The sequence below is a fragment of the Serratia sp. Je.1.23.a genome (genome assembly GCF_051129805.1).
Lineage (GTDB): Bacteria > Pseudomonadota > Gammaproteobacteria > Enterobacterales > Enterobacteriaceae > Serratia > Serratia liquefaciens.
Genome location: NZ_JBCPSR010000001.1, coordinates 1,231,472 through 1,256,603 on the forward strand (window position 1 = coordinate 1,231,472; position 25,132 = coordinate 1,256,603).

The 25,132-nt window shown below is 54.0% G+C and carries 27 protein-coding genes; 15 read left to right on the top strand and 12 right to left on the bottom strand.

The features are described 5' to 3' along the window. Positions 1-14: 14 nt before the first annotated feature. Both AAZT04_RS05945 and AAZT04_RS05950 read right to left on the bottom strand, forming a co-directional pair. The gene (locus tag AAZT04_RS05945; protein WP_046373815.1) at positions 15-1,793 is read right to left on the bottom strand and encodes a GMC family oxidoreductase; all 1,779 of its coding nucleotides are present in this window, start codon (positions 1,791-1,793) and stop codon (positions 15-17) included. Continuing rightward, a complete protein-coding gene (locus tag AAZT04_RS05950; protein ID WP_434679268.1) occupies positions 1,794-2,510 on the bottom strand; it encodes a gluconate 2-dehydrogenase subunit 3 family protein in 717 nt (238 codons plus the stop codon). It lies immediately after the preceding gene. Between the two features lie 286 nt (positions 2,511-2,796). Between AAZT04_RS05950 and AAZT04_RS05955 the strand changes: the two genes are divergently transcribed. The 3 genes from AAZT04_RS05955 to AAZT04_RS05965 all read left to right on the top strand — a co-directional run bounded on the left by AAZT04_RS05955 (position 2,797) and on the right by AAZT04_RS05965 (position 5,674). Then, positions 2,797-4,302, top strand: coding sequence for a PLP-dependent aminotransferase family protein (locus AAZT04_RS05955; RefSeq protein WP_434679270.1), 1,506 nt, complete (start codon positions 2,797-2,799; stop codon positions 4,300-4,302). Positions 4,303-4,492: 190 nt separating this feature from the next. After that, a complete protein-coding gene (locus AAZT04_RS05960) occupies positions 4,493-4,945 on the top strand; it encodes a GNAT family N-acetyltransferase (protein WP_048760691.1) in 453 nt (150 codons plus the stop codon). Positions 4,946-4,966: 21 nt separating this feature from the next. Further along, a complete protein-coding gene (locus tag AAZT04_RS05965) occupies positions 4,967-5,674 on the top strand; it encodes a GNAT family N-acetyltransferase (protein ID WP_434679273.1) in 708 nt (235 codons plus the stop codon). 45 nt (positions 5,675-5,719) lie between these two features. Here AAZT04_RS05965 and purB read toward each other — a convergent pair whose 3' ends face one another. The 6 genes from purB to rluE all read right to left on the bottom strand — a co-directional run bounded on the left by purB (position 5,720) and on the right by rluE (position 10,401). Then, entirely contained in the window at positions 5,720-7,090 is a 1,371-nt protein-coding gene (gene purB / locus AAZT04_RS05970; RefSeq protein WP_176983955.1) for an adenylosuccinate lyase, read from the bottom strand. Between the two features lie 22 nt (positions 7,091-7,112). Beyond that, complete coding sequence (gene hflD / locus AAZT04_RS05975) at positions 7,113-7,760, bottom strand: high frequency lysogenization protein HflD (protein ID WP_434679275.1); 648 nt, start codon at positions 7,758-7,760, stop codon at positions 7,113-7,115. Between the two features lie 2 nt (positions 7,761-7,762). Beyond that, complete coding sequence (mnmA, locus tag AAZT04_RS05980; protein ID WP_434679277.1) at positions 7,763-8,866, bottom strand: tRNA 2-thiouridine(34) synthase MnmA; 1,104 nt, start codon at positions 8,864-8,866, stop codon at positions 7,763-7,765. A 95-nt stretch (positions 8,867-8,961) separates the two neighbouring features. Then, on the bottom strand, positions 8,962-9,408 hold the full coding sequence (locus tag AAZT04_RS05985) for an NUDIX hydrolase (RefSeq protein ID WP_048760698.1): 447 nt from the start codon (positions 9,406-9,408) through the stop codon (positions 8,962-8,964). A 9-nt stretch (positions 9,409-9,417) separates the two neighbouring features. Continuing rightward, a complete protein-coding gene (locus AAZT04_RS05990) occupies positions 9,418-9,753 on the bottom strand; it encodes a lysozyme inhibitor LprI family protein (RefSeq protein ID WP_020826480.1) in 336 nt (111 codons plus the stop codon). 21 nt (positions 9,754-9,774) lie between these two features. Further along, positions 9,775-10,401 (bottom strand): 23S rRNA pseudouridine(2457) synthase RluE, encoded by a 627-nt coding sequence (gene rluE, locus AAZT04_RS05995; RefSeq protein ID WP_122078727.1) that lies wholly within the window; start codon positions 10,399-10,401, stop codon positions 9,775-9,777. Between the two features lie 132 nt (positions 10,402-10,533). Between rluE and icd the strand changes: the two genes are divergently transcribed. Beyond that, positions 10,534-11,787: an NADP-dependent isocitrate dehydrogenase gene (gene icd, locus AAZT04_RS06000; protein ID WP_012006449.1), complete on the top strand. Its 1,254-nt coding sequence runs from the start codon at positions 10,534-10,536 to the stop codon at positions 11,785-11,787. A 398-nt stretch (positions 11,788-12,185) separates the two neighbouring features. Further along, positions 12,186-12,584 carry a hypothetical protein gene (locus AAZT04_RS06005; RefSeq protein WP_129982990.1) on the top strand — a complete coding sequence of 133 codons (399 nt, stop codon included), beginning with the start codon at positions 12,186-12,188 and terminating at the stop codon, positions 12,582-12,584. An 83-nt stretch (positions 12,585-12,667) separates the two neighbouring features. On the opposite strand, the gene AAZT04_RS06010 is transcribed toward AAZT04_RS06005, so the two are convergent. From AAZT04_RS06010 to AAZT04_RS06020, 3 genes are all read right to left on the bottom strand, one after another. Then, a complete protein-coding gene (locus AAZT04_RS06010) occupies positions 12,668-13,789 on the bottom strand; it encodes an AI-2E family transporter (RefSeq protein ID WP_020826483.1) in 1,122 nt (373 codons plus the stop codon). A gap of 198 nt (positions 13,790-13,987) precedes the next feature. Continuing rightward, complete coding sequence (locus tag AAZT04_RS06015) at positions 13,988-15,199, bottom strand: MFS transporter (protein ID WP_434679282.1); 1,212 nt, start codon at positions 15,197-15,199, stop codon at positions 13,988-13,990. A gap of 169 nt (positions 15,200-15,368) precedes the next feature. Then, the gene (locus AAZT04_RS06020) at positions 15,369-15,701 is read right to left on the bottom strand and encodes a hypothetical protein (protein ID WP_172958948.1); all 333 of its coding nucleotides are present in this window, start codon (positions 15,699-15,701) and stop codon (positions 15,369-15,371) included. Positions 15,702-15,866: 165 nt separating this feature from the next. Between AAZT04_RS06020 and AAZT04_RS06025 the strand changes: the two genes are divergently transcribed. From AAZT04_RS06025 to cspE, 8 genes are all read left to right on the top strand, one after another. Further along, positions 15,867-16,283, top strand: coding sequence for a DUF2000 domain-containing protein (locus tag AAZT04_RS06025; protein WP_020826487.1), 417 nt, complete (start codon positions 15,867-15,869; stop codon positions 16,281-16,283). A gap of 112 nt (positions 16,284-16,395) precedes the next feature. Then, a complete protein-coding gene (locus AAZT04_RS06030) occupies positions 16,396-17,433 on the top strand; it encodes a LacI family DNA-binding transcriptional regulator (RefSeq protein ID WP_176983957.1) in 1,038 nt (345 codons plus the stop codon). Positions 17,434-17,641: 208 nt separating this feature from the next. Continuing rightward, positions 17,642-18,565 carry a TIM barrel protein gene (locus AAZT04_RS06035; protein ID WP_048762633.1) on the top strand — a complete coding sequence of 308 codons (924 nt, stop codon included), beginning with the start codon at positions 17,642-17,644 and terminating at the stop codon, positions 18,563-18,565. A gap of 14 nt (positions 18,566-18,579) precedes the next feature. Further along, positions 18,580-19,752, top strand: a complete 1,173-nt coding sequence (locus AAZT04_RS06040; RefSeq protein WP_116690683.1) for a Gfo/Idh/MocA family protein — start codon at positions 18,580-18,582, stop codon at positions 19,750-19,752. A gap of 144 nt (positions 19,753-19,896) precedes the next feature. Further along, positions 19,897-20,106: a hypothetical protein gene (locus tag AAZT04_RS06045; RefSeq protein ID WP_020826491.1), complete on the top strand. Its 210-nt coding sequence runs from the start codon at positions 19,897-19,899 to the stop codon at positions 20,104-20,106. Positions 20,107-20,254: 148 nt separating this feature from the next. Further along, positions 20,255-20,998, top strand: a complete 744-nt coding sequence (locus AAZT04_RS06050) for a DUF3658 domain-containing protein (RefSeq protein ID WP_046373799.1) — start codon at positions 20,255-20,257, stop codon at positions 20,996-20,998. 127 nt (positions 20,999-21,125) lie between these two features. Beyond that, positions 21,126-21,770 carry a Qnr family pentapeptide repeat protein gene (locus AAZT04_RS06055; RefSeq protein ID WP_020826493.1) on the top strand — a complete coding sequence of 215 codons (645 nt, stop codon included), beginning with the start codon at positions 21,126-21,128 and terminating at the stop codon, positions 21,768-21,770. A gap of 315 nt (positions 21,771-22,085) precedes the next feature. Continuing rightward, on the top strand, positions 22,086-22,298 hold the full coding sequence (gene cspE / locus AAZT04_RS06060; RefSeq protein WP_020826494.1) for a transcription antiterminator/RNA stability regulator CspE: 213 nt from the start codon (positions 22,086-22,088) through the stop codon (positions 22,296-22,298). Positions 22,299-22,693: 395 nt separating this feature from the next. Here cspE and AAZT04_RS06065 read toward each other — a convergent pair whose 3' ends face one another. Next, positions 22,694-23,374: a hydrolase gene (locus AAZT04_RS06065; RefSeq protein WP_020826495.1), complete on the bottom strand. Its 681-nt coding sequence runs from the start codon at positions 23,372-23,374 to the stop codon at positions 22,694-22,696. A 268-nt stretch (positions 23,375-23,642) separates the two neighbouring features. On the opposite strand from AAZT04_RS06065, the gene AAZT04_RS06070 reads away from it, so the two are divergent. Further along, positions 23,643-24,068: a universal stress protein gene (locus AAZT04_RS06070; RefSeq protein WP_020826496.1), complete on the top strand. Its 426-nt coding sequence runs from the start codon at positions 23,643-23,645 to the stop codon at positions 24,066-24,068. Positions 24,069-24,343: 275 nt separating this feature from the next. Continuing rightward, positions 24,344-25,099 carry an SDR family NAD(P)-dependent oxidoreductase gene (locus AAZT04_RS06075; RefSeq protein WP_020826497.1) on the top strand — a complete coding sequence of 252 codons (756 nt, stop codon included), beginning with the start codon at positions 24,344-24,346 and terminating at the stop codon, positions 25,097-25,099. Positions 25,100-25,132 lie beyond the last annotated feature (33 nt).

The window sequence follows — 25,132 nt, forward strand, 5'->3', positions numbered from 1 at the left end:
AGCTCCTTATGCTTTCAGGCCTGAACCAGCGGACCGGGGTTTTTTAAATACTGCGTGCGGATCGCCTCGGCCGAATAATAGGCCAGCGCCCCGACGATGCCGGTGGGGTTGTAGGCCAGATTCTGCGGAAAGGCGCAGGCGCCGGTGACGAACACATTAGGTACATCCCAACACTGCAGGTATTTATTCACCACGCTGGTGGCAGGGTTGTCACCGGTAATGGCTCCGCCGGTGGTGTGAGTCGACTGGTAGGGGCGCACATCGTAATGATCGCCGGTTTTTTTCACCGAAACCGCTATCTGTTTGGGCTTCATGGCATTGGCGATATTCACCATTTTGCTGGTGATGTGCTGTGTCATTTTGATTTCATTGTCTTTCCAGTCAAACGTCATGCGTAACAGCGGCAGGCCGTAGCCGTCCTTATAGGTTGGGTCGAGATCCAGATAGCAGTCGCGGTACGGCATCACCGAGCCTTCGGAGCCGATGCTCATTGAGTGCGGGTAGTTATCCTTGATGCCCTGTTTCCAGCCGCCGCCCCAGGCAGGCGTACCCGGCGGCAGCATCATTTGCTGGATAGGTCGGCCGCCGGTGCGGGTGGCAGAGATGTAGGCACCGCCGATAAAACCCAAATCGGCATGATCGAAGTTCTCGCCGTTAAGATCGTCGATCACCGTGCCGGCCGCGCCTGCGCCGATAAACGGATTGAAGTGGGTATTCTGGTCGTAAAACAGCGATACACCGCTGTTCATCTGATAGGCGTAGTTCTTGCCGACCACGCCTTCACCGGTCACCGGATCGTAAGGTTTGCCAATGCCGGACAACAGCAGCAGGCGAACGTTATGCAGTTGGAAAGCACTGAGGATCACCAGATCGGCCGGTTGTTCCACCTCTTGCCCCTGGGCGTTGATGTAGGTGACGCCGGTGGCTTTCTTGCCGGTGCTGTCCAGATTCACTTTGATTACCTGCGACTGGGTGCGCAGCTCAAAGTTTTTGCGCTGGGTCAGTACCGGCAAAATGGTGGTTTGCGGCGAAGCCTTGGAGTACATAAAGCAGCCGAAGCGCTCGCAGTAGCCGCAAAAATTACAGGGACCCAGCTGCACGCCGTAAGGATTGGTATAGGGTTCGGAGCAGTTGGCGGCGGGGATGGCGAACGGGTGATAGCCCAGCGATTCCGCGGCCTTGCCGAACAGCGAGCCGGAATAGAGCTGTTTCAGCGCCGGCGTCGGGTATTCGCTGGCTCGTGGCCCTTCAAACGGATTGCCTCCCTTGATGATATTTCCCTGCAGATTGCCGGCTCGGCCGGAAGTGCCGCACACTTTTTCGAATTTATCGAAGTAAGGCTCCAGTTCCTGATAACTCAGCGGATAATCCTGCAGCGTCATGCCCTCCGGGATCCATTTGGCCCCGTACTTTTCATTGAGGGTGGTGTGCAGCTTTAAGTCGGATGGCAAGGCACGCCAGTGCATGCCGTTCCAGTGCACGCCTGCACCGCCGACGCCGTTACCGGGCAGAAAAGACCCGAGCTGGCGGTAGGGCACGGCAAAATCTGCCGGGGTGTGGCGCACCGTGACCGTCTCATGCGCCATTTCCTGTGCCAGTTTCAGGCGAATGCCGTAGGTCAGTTCGTCGGCAATGCGCGGATAGGCAAAGTCCGGGTAGGTTTCACGCTGCTCACCGCGTTCCAGTGCCAGTACGCTCAGGCCGCTTTCGGTCAATTCCATCCCCATTATGGCGCCGGTCCAGCCAAACCCGACGATAACCACGTCTACCGGTGGTTTTTTAATTGTGCTCATTTAGGCATTCCTTTTGCTTGAAATACTGACCGGGCCGAGGGGGTAAGGCTGATTGGGGCGATTGACCCAATCGGTGTAATCCGCGCGCGCGCCGGGGAAACCAATCAGTTTCCAGGACGCTAACGTCTGGTTACCGCCATGCAGCGGATCGGCCAGATAGCCTTCTTTGGTATTGGTCAGCAACTGGTCGAAAAACGCCTTGCCGGGCAGGGCTTCCGAGTCCAATTGGCCATGTTCCAGCGCCGTCAGCAGCTGTTCCTGCTCAGCGTGGCCCAGTTCGGCAAACACCTTTTGAAACTGCCGACGGCAGTGCGCATTCACTTCACGGATACCGATACGGTAAGTCTCGCGCGGCGTCAGCTTGGACTGATAGCCCAGTTCCGGCGGAGAGGGAACGAAGGGCGGATGCATGTACCACAGTCCGCCGTGGCCGTAAGGCGTTTCCATTTGTCGGTCGATAAATACCGGTACGCCCTGATCCACCGCGCCGGGGCCGTTAGCGTCCGTCGGGATCAGCCGGTCGCAGGCGGCCAGCAGAAAACGCCATTCGTCACCGTTGAAATAGACCGGGACATAGTGGTTCGATACGCCGGGGGCGGGTGCCGCCTTGGCTTCCAGTGCCATAATGCTGCTGCCTGCGGCGGCGAGCGGGATTAACGCCAGTGTCTTTTTTAGAAAGTTACGCCTGGGCGGCGTAGCGTCGTGCTGTTGTGACATAATTCCACCTTGAACATGCTTCACAATTAATGCCTGCGCAGGCAATAGCGGCCTACGCCGCGGCTCTCCAGCAGCGGTAAACAGGCGGGGATGGGTAAACGGATAGTAAACAACCATATAAATAGCAAGCTACTGGTATGGTTGTTTTAGTGTAGGACTGGCGAACTGAATGAAACAATCGATGATCTGTTTCAAAACATTTTGTTCACAACTAAGTTGATGTAGATCAACTTATCAACATACATACCGCAGGTTTGTCTTCGGCAGACCTTCGACCCGGAGCAGCATGAAGCACAGTAGTGACAGCCGGCCGGATATCATCCAGGCCACCTTTAGTCGGCATCTACGTCAAGGCATGACGCGCAAAGCCGCGCTGCATCTGACCATCAAGCAACTGGTGACGGCGGGGGAGCTGGACTATCTGGCAAAACTGCCGCCCAGCCGCGTACTGGCTGCCCGGCTGGTGGTTTCGCGCGATACGGTTGAACTGACTTATGCCCAACTGGAGGCCGAAGGCTATATTGCTCGCGCGGTGGGGCGCGGCAGTTTTGTCAGCTACCAGCAAAATACCCTGATTGGCCGCGAGCTGCTGACTGACAACTCTGCCGAAAGCGCTCAACTGGCGGAGTCGGAACTGAGTGTGCATGGCCGCTCCTTGCTGCTGGCAGCCCACACTCCGCACACCAGTCGAAGCGACTCGCTGACCCCTTCCGTGCCCGATTTGCGGTTGTTTCCCATCGATAGCTGGTTGCAGCTGGAAAGGCTGGCGGTGCGACAGGGAGCCGAGCGCCTGCTGGGGTATGCCGATCCTCAGGGGCTGGTGGAACTGCGGGAGGAGATCATTGACTATTTGCGGCGCGAAAGGGGCGTGAAGGCCAGCGCGGAGCAGGTGATCGTGGTAACCAGTTCACAGCAGGCGCTATCGCTGTGTACGCAGGTGTTGTTTAATCCTGGCGACCGGGTGTTCGTGGAAGAGCCGGGCTACCAGGGGGCCAAAAAATTGGTTCAGTCGGCAGGGATACTCGCCCAACCGATTGGGGTAGATCAATCCGGTTTGGATATTGATGCATTGATACGGGCAGACGGGGGCGGGCGGGGCGTTTACATCACGCCCTCACATCATTATCCGTTGGGGCATTCGCTCAGCATCGACCGGAGGTTAAAGCTGTTGGCCTGGGCGCAACGTGAAAAAGCCTGGATTATTGAAGACGATTACGATTCCGAGTTCAATTACGACGGCCTGACCAGGGCATCGCTGCAGGGGCTGGATCAGTACCAGCGAACCTTGTATATCGGCACCTTTAGCAAGACGTTATTCCCGGGGTTGCGCATCGGTTTTATTATCGTTCCGCCGCAGCTGATTAAACCTATGGTCGCCGCCAAGCAATTCCAGGATGGTTATACTTCCGCATTGCCGCAAATGACGTTGTTCAAATTTATCCATGAAGATTTCCATACCGAACATTTGAGGAACATGCGCAAAACCTATCAGGCCAGGCTGGAGATTTTGCATGCAGCGGTTCATCAGCATCTTGGCACCTGGACTCAGCCACGTTTGCCGCAGGGCGGGTTGCAACTGGTTTGTCCGTTGGCGGACGCGGCAACTGAACGGCGCCTGATTCAGGCCGCCGCCGCGCAGGGGATAAAGGTCTATGGCCTGATAGATTTTTATACCGGGCAGCCCACGGAGGGGGCGCTGGTATTGGGTTTTGCCGCTTATTCCCCAGACGAGATTGTAAGATTCATCAAAAAGTTAGCTGCTATTTTCAGCGAGCGGCCGGCTGAGATGTGACTGCGGTTGCACATCAAAATTGGTCTGTTCACTGTTATTAATTGGTCTGTATTCAGTTCGCAATGGTGCGGGTATCCTACTGGTATTACGTTATTTTTTCTCAGAAAAGCCCCGATGACGCTTTGATCACCATCACCCTTAGGGTGGCTTAAAGGTTGCGGGATCACTTACTTAATACCAGAGAGGCACCATGCTCCCAATAACTCATGAAGCAGCAGTACGTAAAATACAAAACGCCGATAAGCCGCAGTGGTTGGAACTGTGGCAGGGGTACCTCCATTTTTACCGTGCGGACATCTCGGCGCAGGTTACCGATCATACCTTCGAGCGTTTATGCGAAGATCAACAGGTCTACGGCCTGGTGGCGGAAGATAGAAACGGCAACCTGCTGGGGTTCATGCATCTTATTTTCCATCCTTCAACCTGGAGCTCGGCCGGCTATTGTTATATTGAAGATCTTTACGTTTCACCGGCGGGCCGCGGCAAGAAAGTGTCCGAAAAACTCTTCGAACAGGCCTATCAGTTGGCGGATGAGAAGGGCTGCGACAGAGTTTATTGGATGACGCAGGAATATAACGCCCCGGCGCGGTCGCTGTACGACAAGATAGGCAAGAGAAGTTCGTTTATCGTCTATACCCGTTAACGACAGGCCGCGAGGAAGTGTATGGTGATCAATCAGTTTGGGCAGCCGGTGGGCGAGCCATTATCCGATTGGCGGGCGGCGAAGCGCCCCGCGGGCGAGACGCTTAACGGACGTTTTTGCTGTCTGAAGCAACTCGATCCGCAGCGGGATTATGCGGCGTTGTTCAGCGCTTTCCAGCAGGCGGTTGATGGCCGGGACTGGACTTATTTATCGATAGAACGACCAGAAAGCTCTGCGGCGATGTTGCAACACCTGACCACCTTGCAAGCGAACACTACGTTGGTGAATCTGACGGTGTTCGACGCTGTCAGCCAGGCACCGGTCGGGACGGTAGCTTATATGCGCATCGACGAAGGTAATGGCGTGGCTGAAATTGGACATGTCAGCTGGTCACCGGCGATGAAACAGCGCTCAAGCGCCACCGAGGCAATTTATTTGATGCTGCGGCATCTGTTTGAGGATTTGGGCTATCGCCGTTGCGAATGGAAGTGCGACAGTCACAACGCGCCCTCCAAACAGGCGGCGGCGAGATTTGGTTTTCTGCATGAGGGCACTTTCCGCTATGCGGTGGTCACCAAGGGCCGCACTCGGGATACCGACTGGTTTGCCATAACCGCTGACCGTTGGCCGGCAATCAAGGCGGGATTCGAGCAGTGGTTGAGTCCCGATAATTTCAATGCGCAAGGGCAGCAGATAAAACGCCTGCAGGATTTTATGCCACAGAAATAAAAGAGGCGGCCAAAAGGCCGCCTCTTTACTATCGGAACAAAACGCTTACTTCAGCTCATCGACCATGGTCGCCGCGCGGCCAATATAGTTTGCCGGGGTCATGGCTTTCAGGCGGGTTTTTTCTTCTTCCGGCAGCGCCAGACCATCGATAAATGCCTGCATACCGGCGGCATCCACGCGTTTGCCGCGGGTCAGCTCTTTCAGCTTTTCATACGGCTTTTCGATGCCGTAACGACGCATCACGGTCTGGATCGGCTCGGCCAATACTTCCCAGTTGTGATCCAGCTCGTCCAGCAGATGTGTCTGATTGACTTCCAGCTTGCTGATGCCTTTCATGGTCGCCTGATAGGCGATCAACGCATAGCCCAGACCCACGCCCAGGTTACGCAGCACGGTGGAGTCGGTCAGGTCGCGCTGCCAGCGAGACACCGGCAGTTTGCTGGCCAGGTGGCCCAGCACCGCGTTAGACAGGCCCAGGTTGCCTTCGGAGTTCTCGAAGTCGATCGGGTTGACCTTGTGCGGCATGGTGGAAGAGCCGATTTCACCGGCGATGGTCTTCTGCTTAAAGTGATTCAGGGCGATATAACCCCAGATATCACGGTCGAAGTCGATCAGAATGGTGTTGAAACGCGCCACGCAGTCGAACAGCTCGGCAATGTAGTCGTGCGGTTCGATTTGGGTGGTGTACGGGTTCCAGGTAATGCCCAGTGAAGTCACGAAGTCTTCGCTGAATGCATGCCAGTCCACTTCCGGGTAAGCCACGATGTGGGCGTTATAGTTGCCGACCGCACCGTTGATTTTACCCATGATCTCCACGCGCTCCAGCTGACGGAACTGACGTTCCATACGGTAGGCCACGTTGGCGAATTCTTTACCGACGGTTGACGGGGTTGCCGGCTGACCGTGGGTACGGGACAGCAGCGGAATATCGCGGTATTCCAGCGCCAGGCCCTTGATTGAATCGATGATTTTGCGCCAGTACGGCAGCACCACGTCCTGACGCGCAGTTTGCAGCATCAGCGCATGTGACAGGTTGTTGATGTCTTCTGAGGTACAGGCAAAGTGGATAAACTCGGACACCGCCTGCAGAGCAGGGATCGCGTCCACTTTTTCTTTCAGGAAATACTCAACCGCTTTGACGTCGTGGTTGGTGGTGCGTTCGATGGTCTTGATGCGCTGTGCGTCTTCTTCGCTGAATTCCGCGACGATCTTGTCGAGGAAAGCGTTTGCGTCGGCGTCAAAAGCCGGAACTTCTTTGATTTCTGCACAGGTGGCCAGTTTTTGCAGCCAACGTACTTCAACCTGCACGCGGAATTTCAGCAGACCGTATTCGCTGAAAATGGCGCGCAGTGCGCTGACTTTATCACCGTAGCGTCCATCAACGGGTGAGACGGCGGTCAGTGAGGATAATTCCATCGGTAGCAACTCCTGGGATCAATTAACAATGAGCAACGATATTTTGCGCCTGTTTAAACAGACGATTACGGGAAAACATTAACTGCAGGCGGCTGCCGCCAACCTGTTGCCACAGTACGGCGGCACGGATGCCGGCCAGCAGCGTGGCACGAACCTTGGCCTGCACCTGCGGATTCTGCAGAATGGCCGGCGAGCCGGTCACCTGGATGCGCGGCCCGAGCGGGCTGACCACGTCGACATAAATGCCGGCCAGCGCGCTGATAATAGTGTCTGACTCCAGATCAAAATGCGCCAGTTGGCGCTCAAGCTGGCCGAGACGTTCGCCAAGCTGGCCGAGACGTTCGCCAAGCTGGTTCATCGCCTGCTTATTGGCGTTGAGCTTGCGCTCCAGCACCATCAGGCTGATGGTGTACCGGGTCAGTTCGGCACCTAACCCTTTATTGTTGGCGTTGAGCACGCTCATCAGCGTCTCGAGGCCAACTTTCAAATTGCGCTCTTCCCCGCCGAACACCGCCAGCGTGGAAGAGGGGTCCATCTGCAGCAGGCTGTTCAGCGAAGTATGGAAAGCTTCACGATCGCATTGACCTTCGTGCGCCAACTGCTGAACCATAAGCGCCGCCTGGCTGATTCCAGCCATGGCCAGCGTAATGTCATAATAATTCTTCGCCACGATTACTCCTGTAAACGCTGTTCGATAATGCCGCCACCGAGGCAGATTTCATCCTGATAGAACACGGCAGACTGGCCTGGTGTCACTGCAGCGACCGGCTCGTCGAAACGCACTTCAATACGCTCTTCGTCAAGTGGGGTAACGGTACACGGAATGTCCTGCTGGCGATAACGGGTTTTCACCGTACAGCGGAAGGGGCCGCTCAGCGGCAGGCGATCGACCCAATGCAGCTGCTGCGCTACCAGACCGACGGACATCAGGCGCGGATGCTCATGCCCCTGGGCAACCACCAGCACGTTGTTGGCGACGTCTTTGTCCACAACGTACCACGGATCTTCACTGCTGTCCTTCATACCACCGATGCCGAGCCCTTTACGCTGGCCCAGGGTGTGGTACATCAGGCCCTGATGTTCACCGACGGTCTGGCCGTCAACGCTGACAATCGTGCCCGGCTGTGCAGGCAGGTAGCGGCCAAGGAAGTCGCGGAACTTGCGTTCGCCGATAAAGCAGATGCCAGTGGAGTCTTTTTTCTTGGCGGTGACCAGATCCAGCTGTTCGGCGATGCGGCGCACCTCCGGTTTTTCCAGCTCACCGACCGGGAACAGGCTTTGCGCAACCTGCTCGTGGCTCAGGGTGTAGAGGAAATAGCTTTGGTCTTTATTGCCGTCGACGCCGCGCAGCAGGCGGCTTTTGCCGTCAACGTCCTGGCGGCGCACGTAGTGGCCTGTGGCGATAAAATCGGCCCCCAGATCTTCGGCGGCGAATTCCAGGAAGGCTTTGAATTTGATTTCTTTATTGCACAGGATGTCCGGGTTCGGCGTACGGCCGGCCTTGTACTCTTCCAGGAACAGTTCAAAGACGTTGTCCCAGTACTCTGCCGCGAAGTTCACCGTGTGCAGTTCGATGCCGAGTTTGTCGCATACCGCCTGTGCATCGGCCAAATCGGTCGCTGCGGAGCAGTACTCTTCATCATCGTCTTCTTCCCAGTTCTTCATAAACAGCCCAGCGACCTGATAGCCCTGTTGCTGTAACAGATAGGCAGTAACGGAAGAGTCGACGCCGCCGGACATACCGACGATTACTTTTTTCTGGCTGTTGTCTGACATGGGGATCTCACGAACTTGAACACGAACCGTGCTGATAAAAAACAAGCGCAGGATTTTACCACGTTGCCTGCGCCGGCGCACGGCACTTATTCATCTCAGAACGGCCAGTTATAGCTGCTGACCAGCGATAGCGGGTAACGTTCCGGCTGTTGGTAACAACGAAGGCTTTCCGCGACCAGTGCGGATCGCAGGTTAGGGGCCTGCAAAATCTCGTCGGCGCTCAGCCACAGACAGCGGTCGATATCGCTGTCGTGCGGTTCGGTCGGCAACTGCTGTTCGAGCTCGATGACAAAGCAGAAGCGCAGAAACGGCGTATTGTCCGGTGCGATCCACTGGTGCAGCTTGAGGAATGACTGTGGCGTGGCGCGAATGCCGGTTTCTTCCCACAGCTCGCGCTCGGCGGCCTGCACCAGCGTTTCGTCGGCTTCAAGGTGCCCTGCCGGCTGATTCCAAAGCGCCTTGTTATTAATCGTCTCTTCGACGATCAAAAACTTGCCGGCGGCGTGAACCACGCAGGCAACGGTGACGTGCGGTTTAAACATAAAGGTCCCTTACAGCGGCTTATTGATATGCTGATAGATGTCATCCAGTTCGGTAATACGGGCCTGATAGCTGCCTGAAAGACAACTGACGTCGCTCCCGCACAATTTCCGCTGTGCCAGCCAGCGCTGTTGCTGATCTTGCATCTCACCGCGCACTCCCATGGCGAACAGACCATGTAAAAACTGGTACTTAGTCGCCATTTCCACGTCTTTGTCACTCAGCGTACGGCTGGCGCAGATGGCCTTTTCGTCGGCACTGACGGCTTTGGCGCAGTCAAAACTGGCGGCCTGAACGGCAGGAACCGAAAGCAGGGCGGTGAACAGTAGCGCGGTTAATGTTTTCATCGTTGCTGCTCCTCGGGCTGGTTACAGTGAGTCCAGGGTTTTCCATTCACCGGGCTGCAATTCGCCCAATGAAAGATTACCCATACTGTAGCGAATCAGCCGCAGGGTAGGAAAGCCGATGTGTGCAGTCATGCGACGCACCTGGCGGTTTCGGCCTTCATAAAGGGTGACTTTCAGCCAGGCGGTGGGGATTGATTTGCGTTCGCGAATGGGCGGATTGCGCGGCCACAGCCATTGCGGTTCTGCGACCAACTCAACGCCTGCCGGCAACGTCGGGCCGTCTTTGAGCGTGACGCCGTTGCGCAAGGGGGCCAGATCGCTCTCCTGCGGGGCGCCTTCGACCTGCACGTAATAGACTTTTCCGGTACGTTTGCCCGGCTGGGTGAGTTGCGCCTGCAGCTTGCCGTCATTGGTTAGCACCAATAAACCTTCGCTGTCACGATCCAAACGTCCGGCGGCGTAAACATCGGGAAATGGAATGAATTCTTTCAGGGTGGTGCGGCCGGCTTCATCGGTAAATTGCGGCAGCACATCGAACGGCTTATTGAATAACACCACGCGACGCGGCCCCTGTGCGACTGCGGGTTTGGCGGGGGCAGGCTTGCTGAATCGTTTAACTTTGTGATTTTTAACAGAGAATTTTTTCATAACAGTTGAGATTACGGATGATAGGCGCATTATAACCGAATCCGTTTCGGATTGGCGCGGACTGAAAATTCCAGTAGTATCTACACGCATCTTACAAAGCATTAACAAAAATTGCGCTTGAAGGAGAGGTTGATGGAAAGCAAAGTAGTTGTTCCGGCAGAAGGTAAAAAGATTACGGTCGATGCCCAGGGTAAACTGGTTGTTCCGAATAACCCGATCATTCCGTTTATCGAAGGCGACGGCATTGGCGTTGACGTTACCCCTGCTATGATTCACGTGGTTGATGCAGCAGTGAAAAAAGCCTACCACGGCGAACGTAAAATCTCCTGGATGGAAATCTACACCGGCGAAAAATCCACTCACGTTTACGGGAAAGACGTGTGGCTGCCGGAAGAAACCCTGGATCTGATCCGTGACTACCGCGTTGCCATCAAAGGCCCGCTGACTACCCCAGTCGGTGGCGGTATTCGCTCCCTGAACGTGGCCCTGCGCCAGCAACTGGACCTGTACGTGTGTCTGCGTCCGGTGCGTTACTACCAGGGCACTCCAAGCCCGGTTAAACAGCCAGAGCTGACCGACATGGTGATCTTCCGCGAAAACGCCGAAGACATCTACGCAGGTATCGAGTGGAAAGCCGGTTCTGCAGAAGCAGACAAAGTGATCAAGTTCCTGCGCGACGAAATGGGCGTGAAAAAAATCCGCTTCCCAGAGCAATGTGGTATCGGCGTGAAGCCATGTTCTGAAGAAGGGACAAAACGTCTGGTACGTGCGGCGATCGAATACGCGATCACCAACGACCGCGACTCTGTGACCCTGGTTCACAAAGGCAACATCATGAAGTTCACCGAAGGTGCCTTCAAGGATTGGGGCTACGAACTGGCGCGCGAAGAGTTTGGTGGCGAACTGATCGACGGCGGCCCATGGCTGAAAATCAAGAACCCGAACACCGGTAAAGAGATCGTGGTTAAAGACGTGATCGCCGACGCCTTCCTGCAGCAAATCCTGCTGCGTCCGGCTGAATACGACGTGATCGCCTGTATGAACCTGAACGGTGACTACATCTCCGACGCCCTGGCCGCGCAGGTTGGCGGTATCGGTATCGCACCTGGCGCCAACATCGGTTCCGATTGCGCGCTGTTCGAAGCCACCCACGGTACCGCACCTAAGTATGCCGGCCAGGACAAAGTGAACCCAGGTTCCATCATCCTGTCTGCAGAAATGATGCTGCGTCACATGGGTTGGTTCGAAGCGGCTGACCTGATTGTTAAGGGCATGGAAGGCGCCATCGCTGCCAAGACCGTGACCTATGACTTCGAACGCCTGATGGAAGGCGCTAAGCTGCTGAAATGTTCAGAGTTTGGCGACGCTATCGTTAAGCACATGTAATGGTGTTTTAGCGTCAAATGATAACGGGAGCCTGATGGTTCCCGTTTTTTATTATTCAAACTGCAATCCTTATCATCCCCCACAAACCTCTCCTATTTAAATGGCAATAACGACCCAATCCAGCCCTGCCTATATATTATCGCGAGTGTTTTCGTAAAAAATTTAGCCATATTACCAGCCTCATTTAGACGTTTTGGTTGTGAGCCTGTATTTCTCGGGCCTGGCCTGCGTCAAGATAATCCGGACATTCAAAGATAAGCCAATGTTTACTGATAGGCCAAACAACGGCATTCAGTACGTTATGTTCTATAGATTACATAAACTGACTGTGTCGGTACCGGCAATGGTTCGGGTTTGTAGCCTGATAATTAAAATGGGAAGTCAGAGAGAGATTAATAATGGACAATCAAAAAGTTGAGTTTGGATTCGATACTATTGCAATGGAAGATGATACGGGAGCATCTCTGAGCGAATTACAAAGTCATTATAAAGTTGATGGTGTGGAAGTTTGGAAAAATTACGTTGAACTATATAAATTCAACGAGGGGGAATCGTTTGGTAACTATAGCGTGAGCATGTTGGAAATTCCCATCGATGCAGCGGGCAAGCCATTACCAACCGATATTTATATGCAGTCTCATGGGTTAAATGAACGAACCTTGCTCAGTGCGACCATCTGCGTTCATGGTGAGTGCGTCGGGTTCCAGAATATCGTTGGTGGTTCTGTGCGGCAACGTGATGGTGTATGGGGGCCAACGGTTCAGGCAAATTATACACGGCTGATTACACCGGTATGATGCCATCGTAAAATACCCCGCAGTATGCGGGGTATTTTTTACATTAAGTCGTAATGCTCAATCAAAAAACGACTTTTTATTATTCACTCCGCCTTGGTGGCGTCTGGGTGATTCTTGCCTTCCTCGATAAAATCTTCGTCGATCTCATCGGTGGTTTCTGCACTGTCGCGGCCGGAAAGAATATTCCAGCAGGCGATGAACAGGGCGGCGATCAATGGGCCGATAACGAAGCCGTTAATACCGTAAATCTCCATGCCACCCAAGGTGGAAATCAGGATCAGGTAGTCCGGCATTTTGGTGTCTTTGCCGACCAACAGCGGGCGAAGAATATTGTCGACCAACCCGATGATCACCACGAAGAAACCGACCAGGAACAGGCCTTTCCACAGCATGCCGGTGGCGAAGAAATAGATGGCTGCCGGTACCCAGATAATGGCGGAACCCACCGCAGGGATGATAGACAGGAATGCCATCAACGCGCCCCACAGCAGGCTGCCGTCGATCCCGGTGAAGTAAAATGCCAGACCGCCAAGCGCACCTTGCACCACGGCCACGACCACCGTGCCTTTCACCGTCGCGCGTGACACGGCAGCGAATTTCACAAACAAATGGTGTTTAACGTGCTGGGATAACGGCAGGGCTTCCAGCGTCAGATTGACCAGATAAGGGCCGTCTTTGAGCAGGAAGAACAGCAGATACAGCATGACGCCAAAACCCACGGCGAAGTTGAAGGTGCCTTTACCAATCAAAAAGACGCTGCCGGCCAGGTATTGGCCGCCCTTGAGTGCCACTTCGGAAAGTTGTTTCTGTATTTCCGCGGCGCTGTCCAGATTATGTTCCGCCAGAAAATGCCGTGCCCATCCGGGGAGCAATTTCAGGGTGTCGGCAACAATAACCGGGAACTGCGTATTATTGGTCTGCAGCTTGGTGTAAACGACATTCAGTTCAATCGCCAATGAAGAAGCGATGATCGCCAATGGCGTAAAGACGATCAAACAGATCACCGCGAGCGTTATCAATGAAACCAGGCCGTTTCGGTCTCCCAGATACTGTTTAAGTTTTTGTTTCACAGGGTGGAAAATCACCGCCAGGATGATAGCCCACAGCACAGATGAGTAGTAGGGACCCAAGACGTCCATAAAAGCAGCGGTAACGATAAAAAGGATCAGAAGAAAGAATCCCTTTGAAATACCTTTAGACATCATACCCGTCCCTCAGATGATAGATTTTGCCGGTGGATCTCGGTATTCACCGGCATTGACACTTCTTGAAGAATAAACCCTATCATCACAAACGGTTAACAGGTAGCGGATTTTATCGGTGAACAGTTAATAGAATTTACTAATAGTGCCTTATGTTATGAGGATATTAAGCTGATGAAACGGTGGCAGGGCATGCATTGCCTAGGCTCTGGTTTTCGATGCGAGCGCCAGTGCCAGGATACTGCCCAACAGCGCGGCGGCCAGCACCATACCCGCGGGCGCAGACCAACCGGCATAGGCAACAAGCGCACTCAGTACGATGGGGCCGATCACCTGACCGAGATAAATGCCTTGCATCACCAGCCCCAGGCTCAACGGGATCAAACCCGGCTCTGGCGCCGCCGCCGGAGTGGCGGCCAGAATGGTGGCGGGGATCATGCCGCCAATGGCGCTAAATACTAAGCACAGCGGGATCAGTAAAGCGTTTGGTGTAACGGACAGGAAAACGCCGGTACCGGCAAGCCCCATCAGCAGGCTGACAACAGCGAGCAGAGTTCGAGCCCGCAGACCGCGTGAAAGCAGTACCCCAGCTGCAAGATTGCCGAGGATATTTACGGCTATCACCGCCGCGCTGATCCCACCGGCGGTAGCCAGCGTCAGCCCGATGCGCTGCATCAGGAAAATCGGCAGAAAGGCCATCACGGCGAAGAACTGCAGGTTATAGGTAGTAAATATCAAGGCCAGCAGCAGGGGCTGCCGTGCGCGCAGGATGCTGACCAACGCCTGACGCAGTTTAAAGGCAACAGTGGAAGACGTGGTGACAGCGGCTCGCGGAGTGGTGAATGGCAGCAGTAGCGCGGCCAGCAGGGTGAGGATACCGCCGGCGATCCAGCTTTGTTGCCAGTTGCTAAAATGCGGGCCGAAAAACAGCGAAATGGCCATGCCCGCCGGCATAAAGGTGCTCCAAATACTGAAGACCAGATTACGTTTTTGCGCTGAAACCACGCGTGTGAGCACGGTTGGCGCTGAGACCACGACGATAACGAACCCTATCCCTTCAATCGCGCGGGTGACGATCAAACCGATGAAGTTGTGTTGAGCCGCGCCAACGAAGCTGGCGGCGCTGACGATCACCAATCCCAGCCCCAACAAACGCCGGTCGCCCCAGCGGCGCACCAGCAGGCCGGCGGCGATGCCACCGAACACGCCGATAAAAGGAAAGGCCGAAATGATCCAGCTCAGCGACTCCAGTGAACGGCCGAATTCGCGTTGCAGCTCCGGTAAGGCAATAGTCGCTTTACCCACGTGCAGGGCAACGGCAATACCGGCGAGCACCACATTGGCGATAGCCGGCCAGTGAGTGGTCGGGGTATCGAGGGTTGCGTTCAGCGTTTCAGGTTTGATGGCGGACATGGCGGTCTCCAGCGACGACAAAGACCAGACTATGCGCCTGGGCGCGACTAGCGGCAGTTCAATTATTGCTCTGTTTTTTGGCGCAACCGCATATTTCGAGCTTAATTGCGCAATCGTACTGGAAACGTTGGTACACCATCGCAGAGCCGCTGTTTATCGGGGCACGTCTTTAAGCCGGGGAATGGCCTTGGCTTAGGTACTGCGTATAAGAAGATGCCGATAGTATTTCCGCATCAGATGGATTGATATCTGGCTCCATATAAAGACGGGAATCGTGACTGTGACCAGGATCTGCAGCAAACGCCCCATTTCGCCCTCGACATGTGGGTAAATAAAATGGGATACGTGAAGAAATAGCCAAATCAACGCGATGTAGATCATCAAACCAGCCCTCCCAATGGCGAAAAGTTCTAAAATAGGCATCGCGGTAATTACGGTTGCGTATCCTGCGGGGTAGTGACTGCAGCTCTGGGATTTGGCGTCGCGACCAATATATTTTCATGGCAACCTCCTGTTGCTAAGATGCATATGATATTCATTCGCAACAATGTCTGCAATCTGCCTGGCTACGACTTGGCCGCTCGGGAAGTAGCTTGCCAATGATCAATATCATTGAAGGCGATTGCGCGTCTGAATAACACTGGAGCCCCTATTCAAGGAGAAAAAGATGTACAGCGACAACGAGAAAAAGTTCTATATCATCCTGAACCGCAACCACGAACCGGCCACCTTATTTAACGCTTCCTGCCATTTAACCGCCGGCATTACCGATCTGATCGAACAGCGTGAATTCGACCATTATCCCAGCGCTATTGAAGGCGTAAGCGCCAATATGAGTCATTATCCGATCGTGATCCTGCAGGCGAAAAACAGCAGCCAGCTCAGCAATCTCATGCTCAAATGCAAGGAGGAAGGGGTGTTAGCCAACTTCTTTACCACCACCATGCTGTCACACTCCGCTGAACAGCAAATTGCCGATACCGCCAATACCGAGTATGACAAGCTGGAGTTCGTTGGGGTGGCGCTGTACGGGGATAGCGAACAACTTAAGCCGCTGACGAAGAAATTTTCCGTTTATCGTTGAGGCTTCCCTCCGCGTTGGGTGATTAACGCGCCCGATCACACAAACTCCGCATCGGCCTTCTTTCAACCTGCCTGCCATGATAGTTTCTATCAAAACAGTGATGGGAATGATTATGGCGGGCAAAAAAACGACGCTGGCGGCTATCGCCAGAGAGGCACACGTCGGTGTCGCGACGGTCGATCGAGTGATCAACCAACGCGCGCCGGTGCGGCCGGAAACGGAGCGTAAAGTCATAGCCGCGGCACAAAAGCTGGGGTTTGCGCTGGAGAAATCCCACCGACTGTTTGAAGCCGCCAGACAGCCTGCCGTGCGCCTCAAAATGGGTTTTATCCTGCTGAAAAAGGAGCATTCATTCTACTCGCAGCTGGCGGAAAGCTTGCTGGAGCAAGCTATGCCTTATCACGATCGCGAGAGTCCGCCGCAATTTATTTTTCATGATATTAGCGCGGTCAGCGACACCGCCGCCGCCATTACGCAGTTAAGCCAGAGCGTGGATGTTATCGGGGTGCTTGCGCTGGATAATCCGATGATCCGCTATGCGGTTGAAGAAGCCACTCGCCAGGGCGTGAAGGTGTTCACGCTGCTGTCCGATCTGTCGGTACACTGCCGCGCCGGTTATATCGGCTTGGACAATCAACAGGCCGGCCGTACGGCCGCCTGGGCAGTCGAGCGCCTGTGCCGGCGGCAGGGCGAAGTGGGGGTGATCATCGGTGACAACCGCTTTCAGTGTCAGGAAACCTGTGAAAGCAGCTTCCGTTCTTATCTGCGTGAGCATTTAAGTACGCAGCGGGTGCTTGAGCCGGTCCGCAGTCATGAACAGGCCGAAAGTGCCAGGCAAGTGACTCATACTCTGCTGGAGCAGTATCCGAACCTGGTCGCTCTGTATGCACCCTGCGGCGGCGTGGAGGGAATCATTGCCGCATTGCGCGAGAGCGGCAGGCAGCATGAGGTCATGCTGATTTGCCATGGCCCGGTTGAGGGGGGCGAGATGGCGTTGATTGACGGCACTTTGGATCTGATGTTGAGGCACAGGATCCAGGAATTCGCCGCCTCGATCGTCAACACCTTTATTTCTGCCGCCAGCGGCGACGCTTCCGGGTTTACCCACTGCATCAACCGTTTTGATCTGATCACCAAAGAAAATATCTGATTACCGGCTCCCGCCCTGGGAGCCAATTCCCTCGCTAAAAATACCGTGCTCCCGTGAAGTCACGGCCTGTCTATGTTTGATAGAAAAGCATCATTTTATCTATCAGAAATAACGCGATCGCCATCAAGAAATGAAAATTCCATCATTGTTGGTTTCGAAATTTTCGTTTGATACTGGCGCTACACAACACCAAGAGACGGACTGAAAAATGACTTTGCCTATTGCCAACGCTCCCTGCAGCTGGGGAGTGGATGATCCTAAAAATCCTGACCTACCGCCTTATAGCAAAGTGCTGCAGGAAGCGAGCGCAGCGGGTTATCACAGCATTGAACTGGGGCCCTGGAGCTACCTGCCTACCGATGCCGCAACTCTGACCACTGAGTTGCAACGGCATTCGTTGTCGCTGGTGGGGGGCACCATTTTTGATGATTTGGTCAGCGAGCATAACTTCGAGCACATACTGGCACTGACCCACAACATATGCCGCAACCTCTCGCAGGCGCCCCAGGCGCAACCCATTTGCGAAGGCCATTTTTCACCGCCGTATCTGGTGATTATCGACTTCGGCAATCCGCAGCGGGCCAGGTTTGCCGGGCAATCAATGCAGGCACCGCGGCTGGATACAGCCGATTGGAACCGCATGATCGGCCATATTATTGCCGTTAGCGAGATTGCCTGGCGGGAATATGGGGTACGACCGGTGGTACACCCGCACGCCGGAGGCTGTATTGAGTTCGCTGATGAAATCGAACTGCTGGCCGCGCAGATCCCGCACCACACTGCGGGGTTGTGTCTGGATACCGGACATCTGTACTACTCCGGCATGGATCCGCTCACCTGGCTCGAGCGCTACTTCTCCCGGATTGATTATCTGCATTTCAAAGACGTTAACCCGCAGGTGTTCCGCAATGTGTTGGAGCGTGGTTTGGATTTCTTTACCGCCTGCGCGCAAGGGGTTATGTGCCCGCTGGGGAAGGGAGCGATTGATTACCCTGCCGTGCGCGACTTATTGGCTGCGCGCGGCTATCAGGGGTGGATCACCATTGAGCAGGAACGGGATCCGCGTCAGGCGCAAGGCAGCCTGCGCGACGTAACGGATAGCCTTACTTATTTACGCAGTGTCGGTTTTTAATCAGGAGCAACGAGATGATTAACGGTATTAAACCTCTGGAAAGATCTCTGCGGTGGGGCATGGTGGGCGGCGGGGGTACCAGTCAGATCGGTTATATCCATCGTTCTGCGGCATTGCGCGACGGCACTTTCACCTTACTGGCCGGCGCGTTTGACATTGACGCATCGCGCGGGCGCAGCTTTGGGCAAAGCCTGGGCGTGGCAGCGGAGCGCTGTTATCCGGATTACGCCACGTTATTCCGTGAAGAAGCCGCCAGGGCGGACGGCATAGAGGCGGTTTCCATTGCTACGCCAAACAATACCCATTTCGCTATTTGCCAGGCGGCGCTGGAAGCAGGCCTGCACGTGGTGTGCGAAAAACCCCTGTGTTTCACCACGCAGGAGGCGCAAGCACTGGTGGAACTGAGCCAAAGGCAGCATAAAATTATCGGTGTTACCTACGGCTATGCCGGGCATCAGTTGATCCTTCAGGCGCGTCAGATGATTGCCGATGGCCAACTGGGTGAGATCCGTATCATCAACATGCAGTTCTCTCACGGGTTCCATGCCGCGCCGGTGGAACTGGACAATCCCAGCACGCGTTGGCGGGTGGACCCGCGTTTTGTCGGCCCCAGCTATGTATTGGGTGATTTAGCCACCCACCCGTTATTCCTGGCGGAAACCATGGTGCCGCAGTTGAAGATCAAACGGTTGATGTGCAGCCGCCAGAGCTTTGTCAAAACTCGTGCGCCGCTGGAAGACAATGCCTATGTACTGATGGAGTACGATAATGGCGCTGTCGGTTCAATGTGGTGTTCGGCAGTTAACAGCGGTTCTATGCATGGCCAAAAGGTGCGTATTGTGGGGGAAAAGGCCAGCCTGGAATGGTGGGACGAACAGCCTAACCAACTGCGCTTTGAAGTGCAGGGCGAGCCGGTGCGTATTCTGGAGCGTGGTATGTCCTACCTCGATCCTATGGCATTGGCGGAGGATCGCATCGGCGGCGGTCATTCCGAAGGGCTGTTCGAAGCCTGGTCGAATCTTTACCGGCGCTTTGCGTTGGCGATGGACGCCACCGACCGGCGAGACGAGGCGTTTCTGGCTGGTTTTTGGTACCCCGACGTGCATGCCGGCGCGATGGGGGTACGCTGGGTGGAAAACTGCGTGCGCTCCGCCGATGCCGATGCCAGTTGGGTGGCGTTCCGCTAATCATTTCGACTGATGTATTTTCTGCCATATCGATGTACCGGCAACTTATCCTCAGCGGTAATGGGGGGTTCTGTGGTTCGCTTCATTAGATAAAACTTTAAATTCTGTTAAGTTACTTATTAGCGTAATCACAAGGAGAGAACGATGTTAGAGCAATATTACCCGGCCACCATGAGTTCCAAACCTATCACGGACGAACAGCATAAAAGGCTGGTGGCAGTGCAAGCGGCACTGGAGTTGATCAAGGCGACGCTGTCTGACACCAATGACGGCAACGGCGTAGACTTCCAGCTTAAGGCCGCTGAAAAGCACGTTGGTCCACTGGCCGATGCCATTCAGGAAGCGCTGAAGTAAATCTTCATGCTTATCATCAACCGCCCAAGGGCGGTTTTTTTATGTCGCTTAAACGCAAAAAATCAGATTATTTGCCTGGTGATGCAGGGGGAAAGGGGGCAAAATTCAGCTCAGGATTGACTTAAGCAATAGCGAAGGAGAAGCATTGATGAAGGATGTGCATATCGCACTGTCGGGTGGCTGCGTGCGGTTGGCCTACCCGGGAGAAAACGTACTGGATTTTGCCGATAGCCTATCGTTTGGGCCGCTGTATGGGCTGGATGATGATCAGGCCCTGCAAGCCCGATGCCGCTGGTTGCGCGATCTGCACCAATCTGTTCATGCTCCCGAGTGGGATACCTCTGAAGCGCTGCCGCTGGCGATGACCACGTTAAAAACGCAACTCGCTGCTGTAACCGGGCAGGTGACGTTGTGGGCGGGTGCCAATCCCGACGAGCAACTGATGCTGCGCGCACTATTGCCGTTGCTGGGGGAACGTCGCGTTTTCGTGGTTAACGTAACCGAACACACCGGGCGGGTTGCCACCAACTGGTGCCCGGCAGAAATGCTGGAACCACTGTGGATCTTGCGGCGCGAGCTTTCTCCGGAAGAGAAAGCCAGGCTGATTGCCGATTGGCATCGCCTGTTGGCGGAAAACTCACTGGTACGGATTTTTGCGGAAAACCGCGTGCAGGGGCAAGCGCTCGATTTCCATGACCGTCCACTGTTAGATGCTTGCCCGAATGACTATACCCAGGGTTCCCGGGTGGTCGGTGATGCGATGGTAAATTCACCTTATCCGGTGGGGGATACTTTTTTGAATTTCCGATTGTATGCCCTGATTGAACAAGGAGTGGTGCAGGCGCAGAACGCCAGCTTGAATATGAACCGGATCCAGGTCAAACAGGCTTAAAACTCACCTATCCCACGGGTTATTTTTTTGTGCTCAGAGGCAGATAAACCCCGTTAAAGCGGTTTAATCTGTCATGTAAATAGGATTATACTGCGCCATTGACTGTACAAATAAACAGGTGAATGGAATGGTGCTGGCTCTGAAGGGTGAAAAGATTGCTCGTAACCGGTTTACCGGTGAGAAAGTCGAAAATGGCAGCTTTATTAACTGCGATTTCTCGGGCGCCGACCTGACCGGCACCGAATTTATCGACTGCCAGTTTTACGACCGCGAGAGCCAGCAGGGCGGTAACTTCAGCCGCGCCGTGCTCAAGGACGCCAGCTTCAAGAATTGCGATCTGTCGATGGCAGATTTTAGAAATGCCAACGCTTTAGGCATCGAAATTCGTGAGTGCCGGGCTCAGGGCGCAGACTTCCGCGGTGCCAGCTTTATGAACATGATTACCTCGCGCACCTGGTTTTGCAGTGCCTACATCACCAAAAGCAACCTGAGTTACGCCAATTTTTCCAAAGTGGTGCTGGAAAAGTGTGAGCTGTGGGAAAATCGCTGGAACAGCGCGCAAATTCTCGGCGCGACCTTTAGCGGCTCAGATCTGTCCGGCGGCGAGTTTTCCTCCTTCGACTGGCGTGCTGCCAACTTTACCCATTGTGATCTGACCAACTCTGAACTGGGTGAGTTGGATCTGCGCGGAACCGATCTGCAGGGCGTGAAGTTGGACAGTTACCAGGTGTTCCAGCTAATGGAACGCCTGGGCATTGCCATTATCGGCTAAGGCGACGATCCCGCAAAGGGCAATCAGGCCTTGCTGGGCGGGGGTGGGGCTGCAGAATCTGGGAAATAATAAGCAGGGCGTATAAATATAATGTTAAATATTCCTTGCTTAAATAATCTAGCTATGTGTAAATAGCGTCATCGGTTTGTAGTACAGACCTTATGAAAGCAGTTTTAGTAAAGCAGTTCTCAGTATTAGTGATATCCCATAGATAGCTCTTCTCCCGCGAATTTCCTTCTCTAGTGCCCAATAAGTTTCCAATAAAAACAGACCTCAATCGCCTTATGGCGTCTCAAAAATATAAAGGAAATATCTATGTCTAATAAAATGACTGGTTTGGTAAAATGGTTTGATGCAGGTAAAGGTTTTGGTTTTATCTCTCCGGAAGATGGCAGCAAAGACGTGTTCGTACACTTCTCCGCTATCCAAAGCAATGATTTCAAAACGCTTGATGAAGGTCAGCGCGTTGAGTTCACTGTCGAAAACGGTATGAAAGGCCCGTCTGCAGGCAACGTAGTCGTTTTATAATTTCAAGGTAGTGCTTTATTTCTTGCGATAGCGATGATGGTTTAAGCCGGAGCAGATGAGAAATAAAATAATTGCCTGAATAAACTCCGGGATTACCCGGAGTTTATCTAAAATAATTAGCTTCACCATTTTCAATAACTGAAGTTATTGGCAACAGAAAAGAAGATTGGCCCATAAAGTTATAAGTCCGATCCAGTCTATTTTTCTGTTGTGAAAAAGTTGTGCTTAGGCTGCGTAAGGTTGGAGTGTTCGATGGACGCTTACGCCATAACATGACGGTCGGGAAAGTAACCGACAAACATTGATGACCCTGGCCGAAAGCCGGGGTTTTTTTATGCCTGCTGCTCCGGTAAACAGGCTGGACCAGAATGAAGCAGGCCAGCCTGGCGTGACCGTTAGCCGCGCTGGGAATCCAGCACTTCGTTATTCTTCACCACGTCCTGAGCTTTAACATAGCTTTCAATCAGCAACTGATATGCCGGGAAGATTTTGGTGTAAACCTCAGCCCATTGCTGTGCATCCTCGCGGTTCCAACTGCCCTGCAGTTCAGAGGCCACGCCGGCGGTATCGATCGGTACCACTCCGGCCTGCACCACTCGCGCCATAGTAATCTCCTGCGCCATTTTAGAGTAGGTGCCGGAGGCGTCGATAACGGCAAAGACCTTATAACCCTCTGCCACGGCGCTGATCGACGGGAAGGCCATGCAAACGCTGGTGATGGTTCCGGCGATAATCAGGGTTTTACGCCCGGTTGCTTTTACGGCCGCAACAAAATCTGGATTATCCCAGGCGTTGATTTCGCCTTTGCGCGCCACATATTGCGCATGCGGTGCATTTTGGTGGATTTCGGGGATCAAGGGGCCGTTAGGACCCTGTGGAACGGAAGCCGTGGTAATGACCGGCAATTTGCTTAGCGTAGCGATACTGGCCAGTGCGCCAGCGCGAGCGCGCAGTTCAGTCATCGGCATATCGCCGACGGTTTGGAACAGGCCGCTCTGGTGGTCAATCAACAACATCACCGCGTCATTGGCATCAATAACAGGACGCTGGCCATTAAAGTTTGCTGGAGAGCTCATCTTTCTTTCCTCTGTGATCGGGACGTAGACAACAATTAACTTTGTTTAACCAAGGGTTAATCTCAGTGCTTGTTAACAGTGTAGGGCCAGAGGAAAATTCCACTAGAGGGCTAACTCAGGATGCATCGTTCTATAAAAAGAACAATAAGGCCAGGGGCAGGCGATTATTTCAGCGCTGAACTAAACTTAAACAGCATAACAAACATGCGGAAAGGCCCTGGCAGGGAGCGCCACTTTGTTCACCAGCGCAATGCGGAGGGCTGTAATCATGGCTTATCATCATATCGTTGTGGCAACCGATCTCAGCGAAGACGCTGAATTTTTGCTCGGCAAAGGCGCCAAGTTAGCAAGCGCACTGAATGCCAGGCTATCCCTGATTTATATCGATATCCACCGTGGCGGCTATTACGCTGAGCTGGGCGTGGGTGAATACAACTACACCGACCGAACTTTTTCGGAGCGTGTCAAAAACATGCTGAATGCGATCAAGGATCAGTCGTCTTACCCGGTTGAAGAGGTGATTATCAGCCGCGGCGAACTGACGGAAGAATTGAACCGGGCGGCGAAAGAGAAAGGCATTGATCTGATTATCTTTGGCCATCATCACGATATCTGGAGCAGATGGATATCTTCGGCCCGGCAGGCGATCAATAACCTTAACGTTGACCTGTTGGTGATCCCCATTGCGAAGTAATGAACCTCGCCAACTGCACTAACGCGACGGCACGGGACTTATTGATAGGTGATAATGCGCGTTGGCAATAGTCACTGACATGAATTTTATTAACCCTATCAAATGGTTGGCTTAATTCCGATAATGCCTGACCTAGCGCATTGAATTCGCACTGAATACCTCTTTGTGATTAATAAACCGCACATTTTGACTGTCACTCGTCGTCCATGAGTTTTATCCTCGAACCATTAGGATTTGTATGATTTATAGAAATACATTCACATGGAGGAGGTCTCATGCGTTTTGACAATAAAGTGGTAGTGATCACCGGTGCAGGCAATGGGATGGGAGAGGCGGCAGCGCGTCGTTTTTCTGCCGAAGGGGCTACCGTAGTATTGGCTGACTGGGCGAAAGAGGCGGTGGACAAAGTTGCCGCTTCGCTGCCAAAAGGCAAGGCTCTGGCGGTACATATTGACGTTTCCGACCACGTTGCGGTTGAAAAAATGATGAATGAGGTGGCCGAAAAATTAGGCCGCATCGACGTGCTGCTCAATAACGCAGGCGTGCACGTGGCCGGCAGCGTATTGGAAACCAGCGTTGCCGACTGGCGACGCATTGCCGGGGTGGATATCGATGGCGTGGTGTTCTGTTCCAAATTCGCCATGCCGTATCTGCTGAAAACCAAAGGCTGCATCGTTAACACCGCGTCGGTTTCCGGGCTGGGTGGTGACTGGGGCGCGGCGTACTACTGCGCGGCGAAAGGGGCGGTGGTTAACCTGACGCGTGCCATGGCGTTGGATCATGGCGGTGACGGTGTGCGGGTCAACTCGGTATGTCCGAGCCTGGTGAAAACCAATATGACCAACGGCTGGCCACAGGAGATCCGCGACAAGTTTAACGAGCGTATTGCGTTAGGCCGAGCGGCGGAGCCGGAAGAGGTGGCGGCAGTAATGGCGTTCCTGGCCAGTGACGACGCCAGTTTTATCAATGGTGCCAACATCCCGGTAGACGGCGGGGCGACCGCCTCTGACGGCCAGCCGAAGATTGTTTAAGCGGTAATTTCGGGCCCGGTGGTATACCGGGCC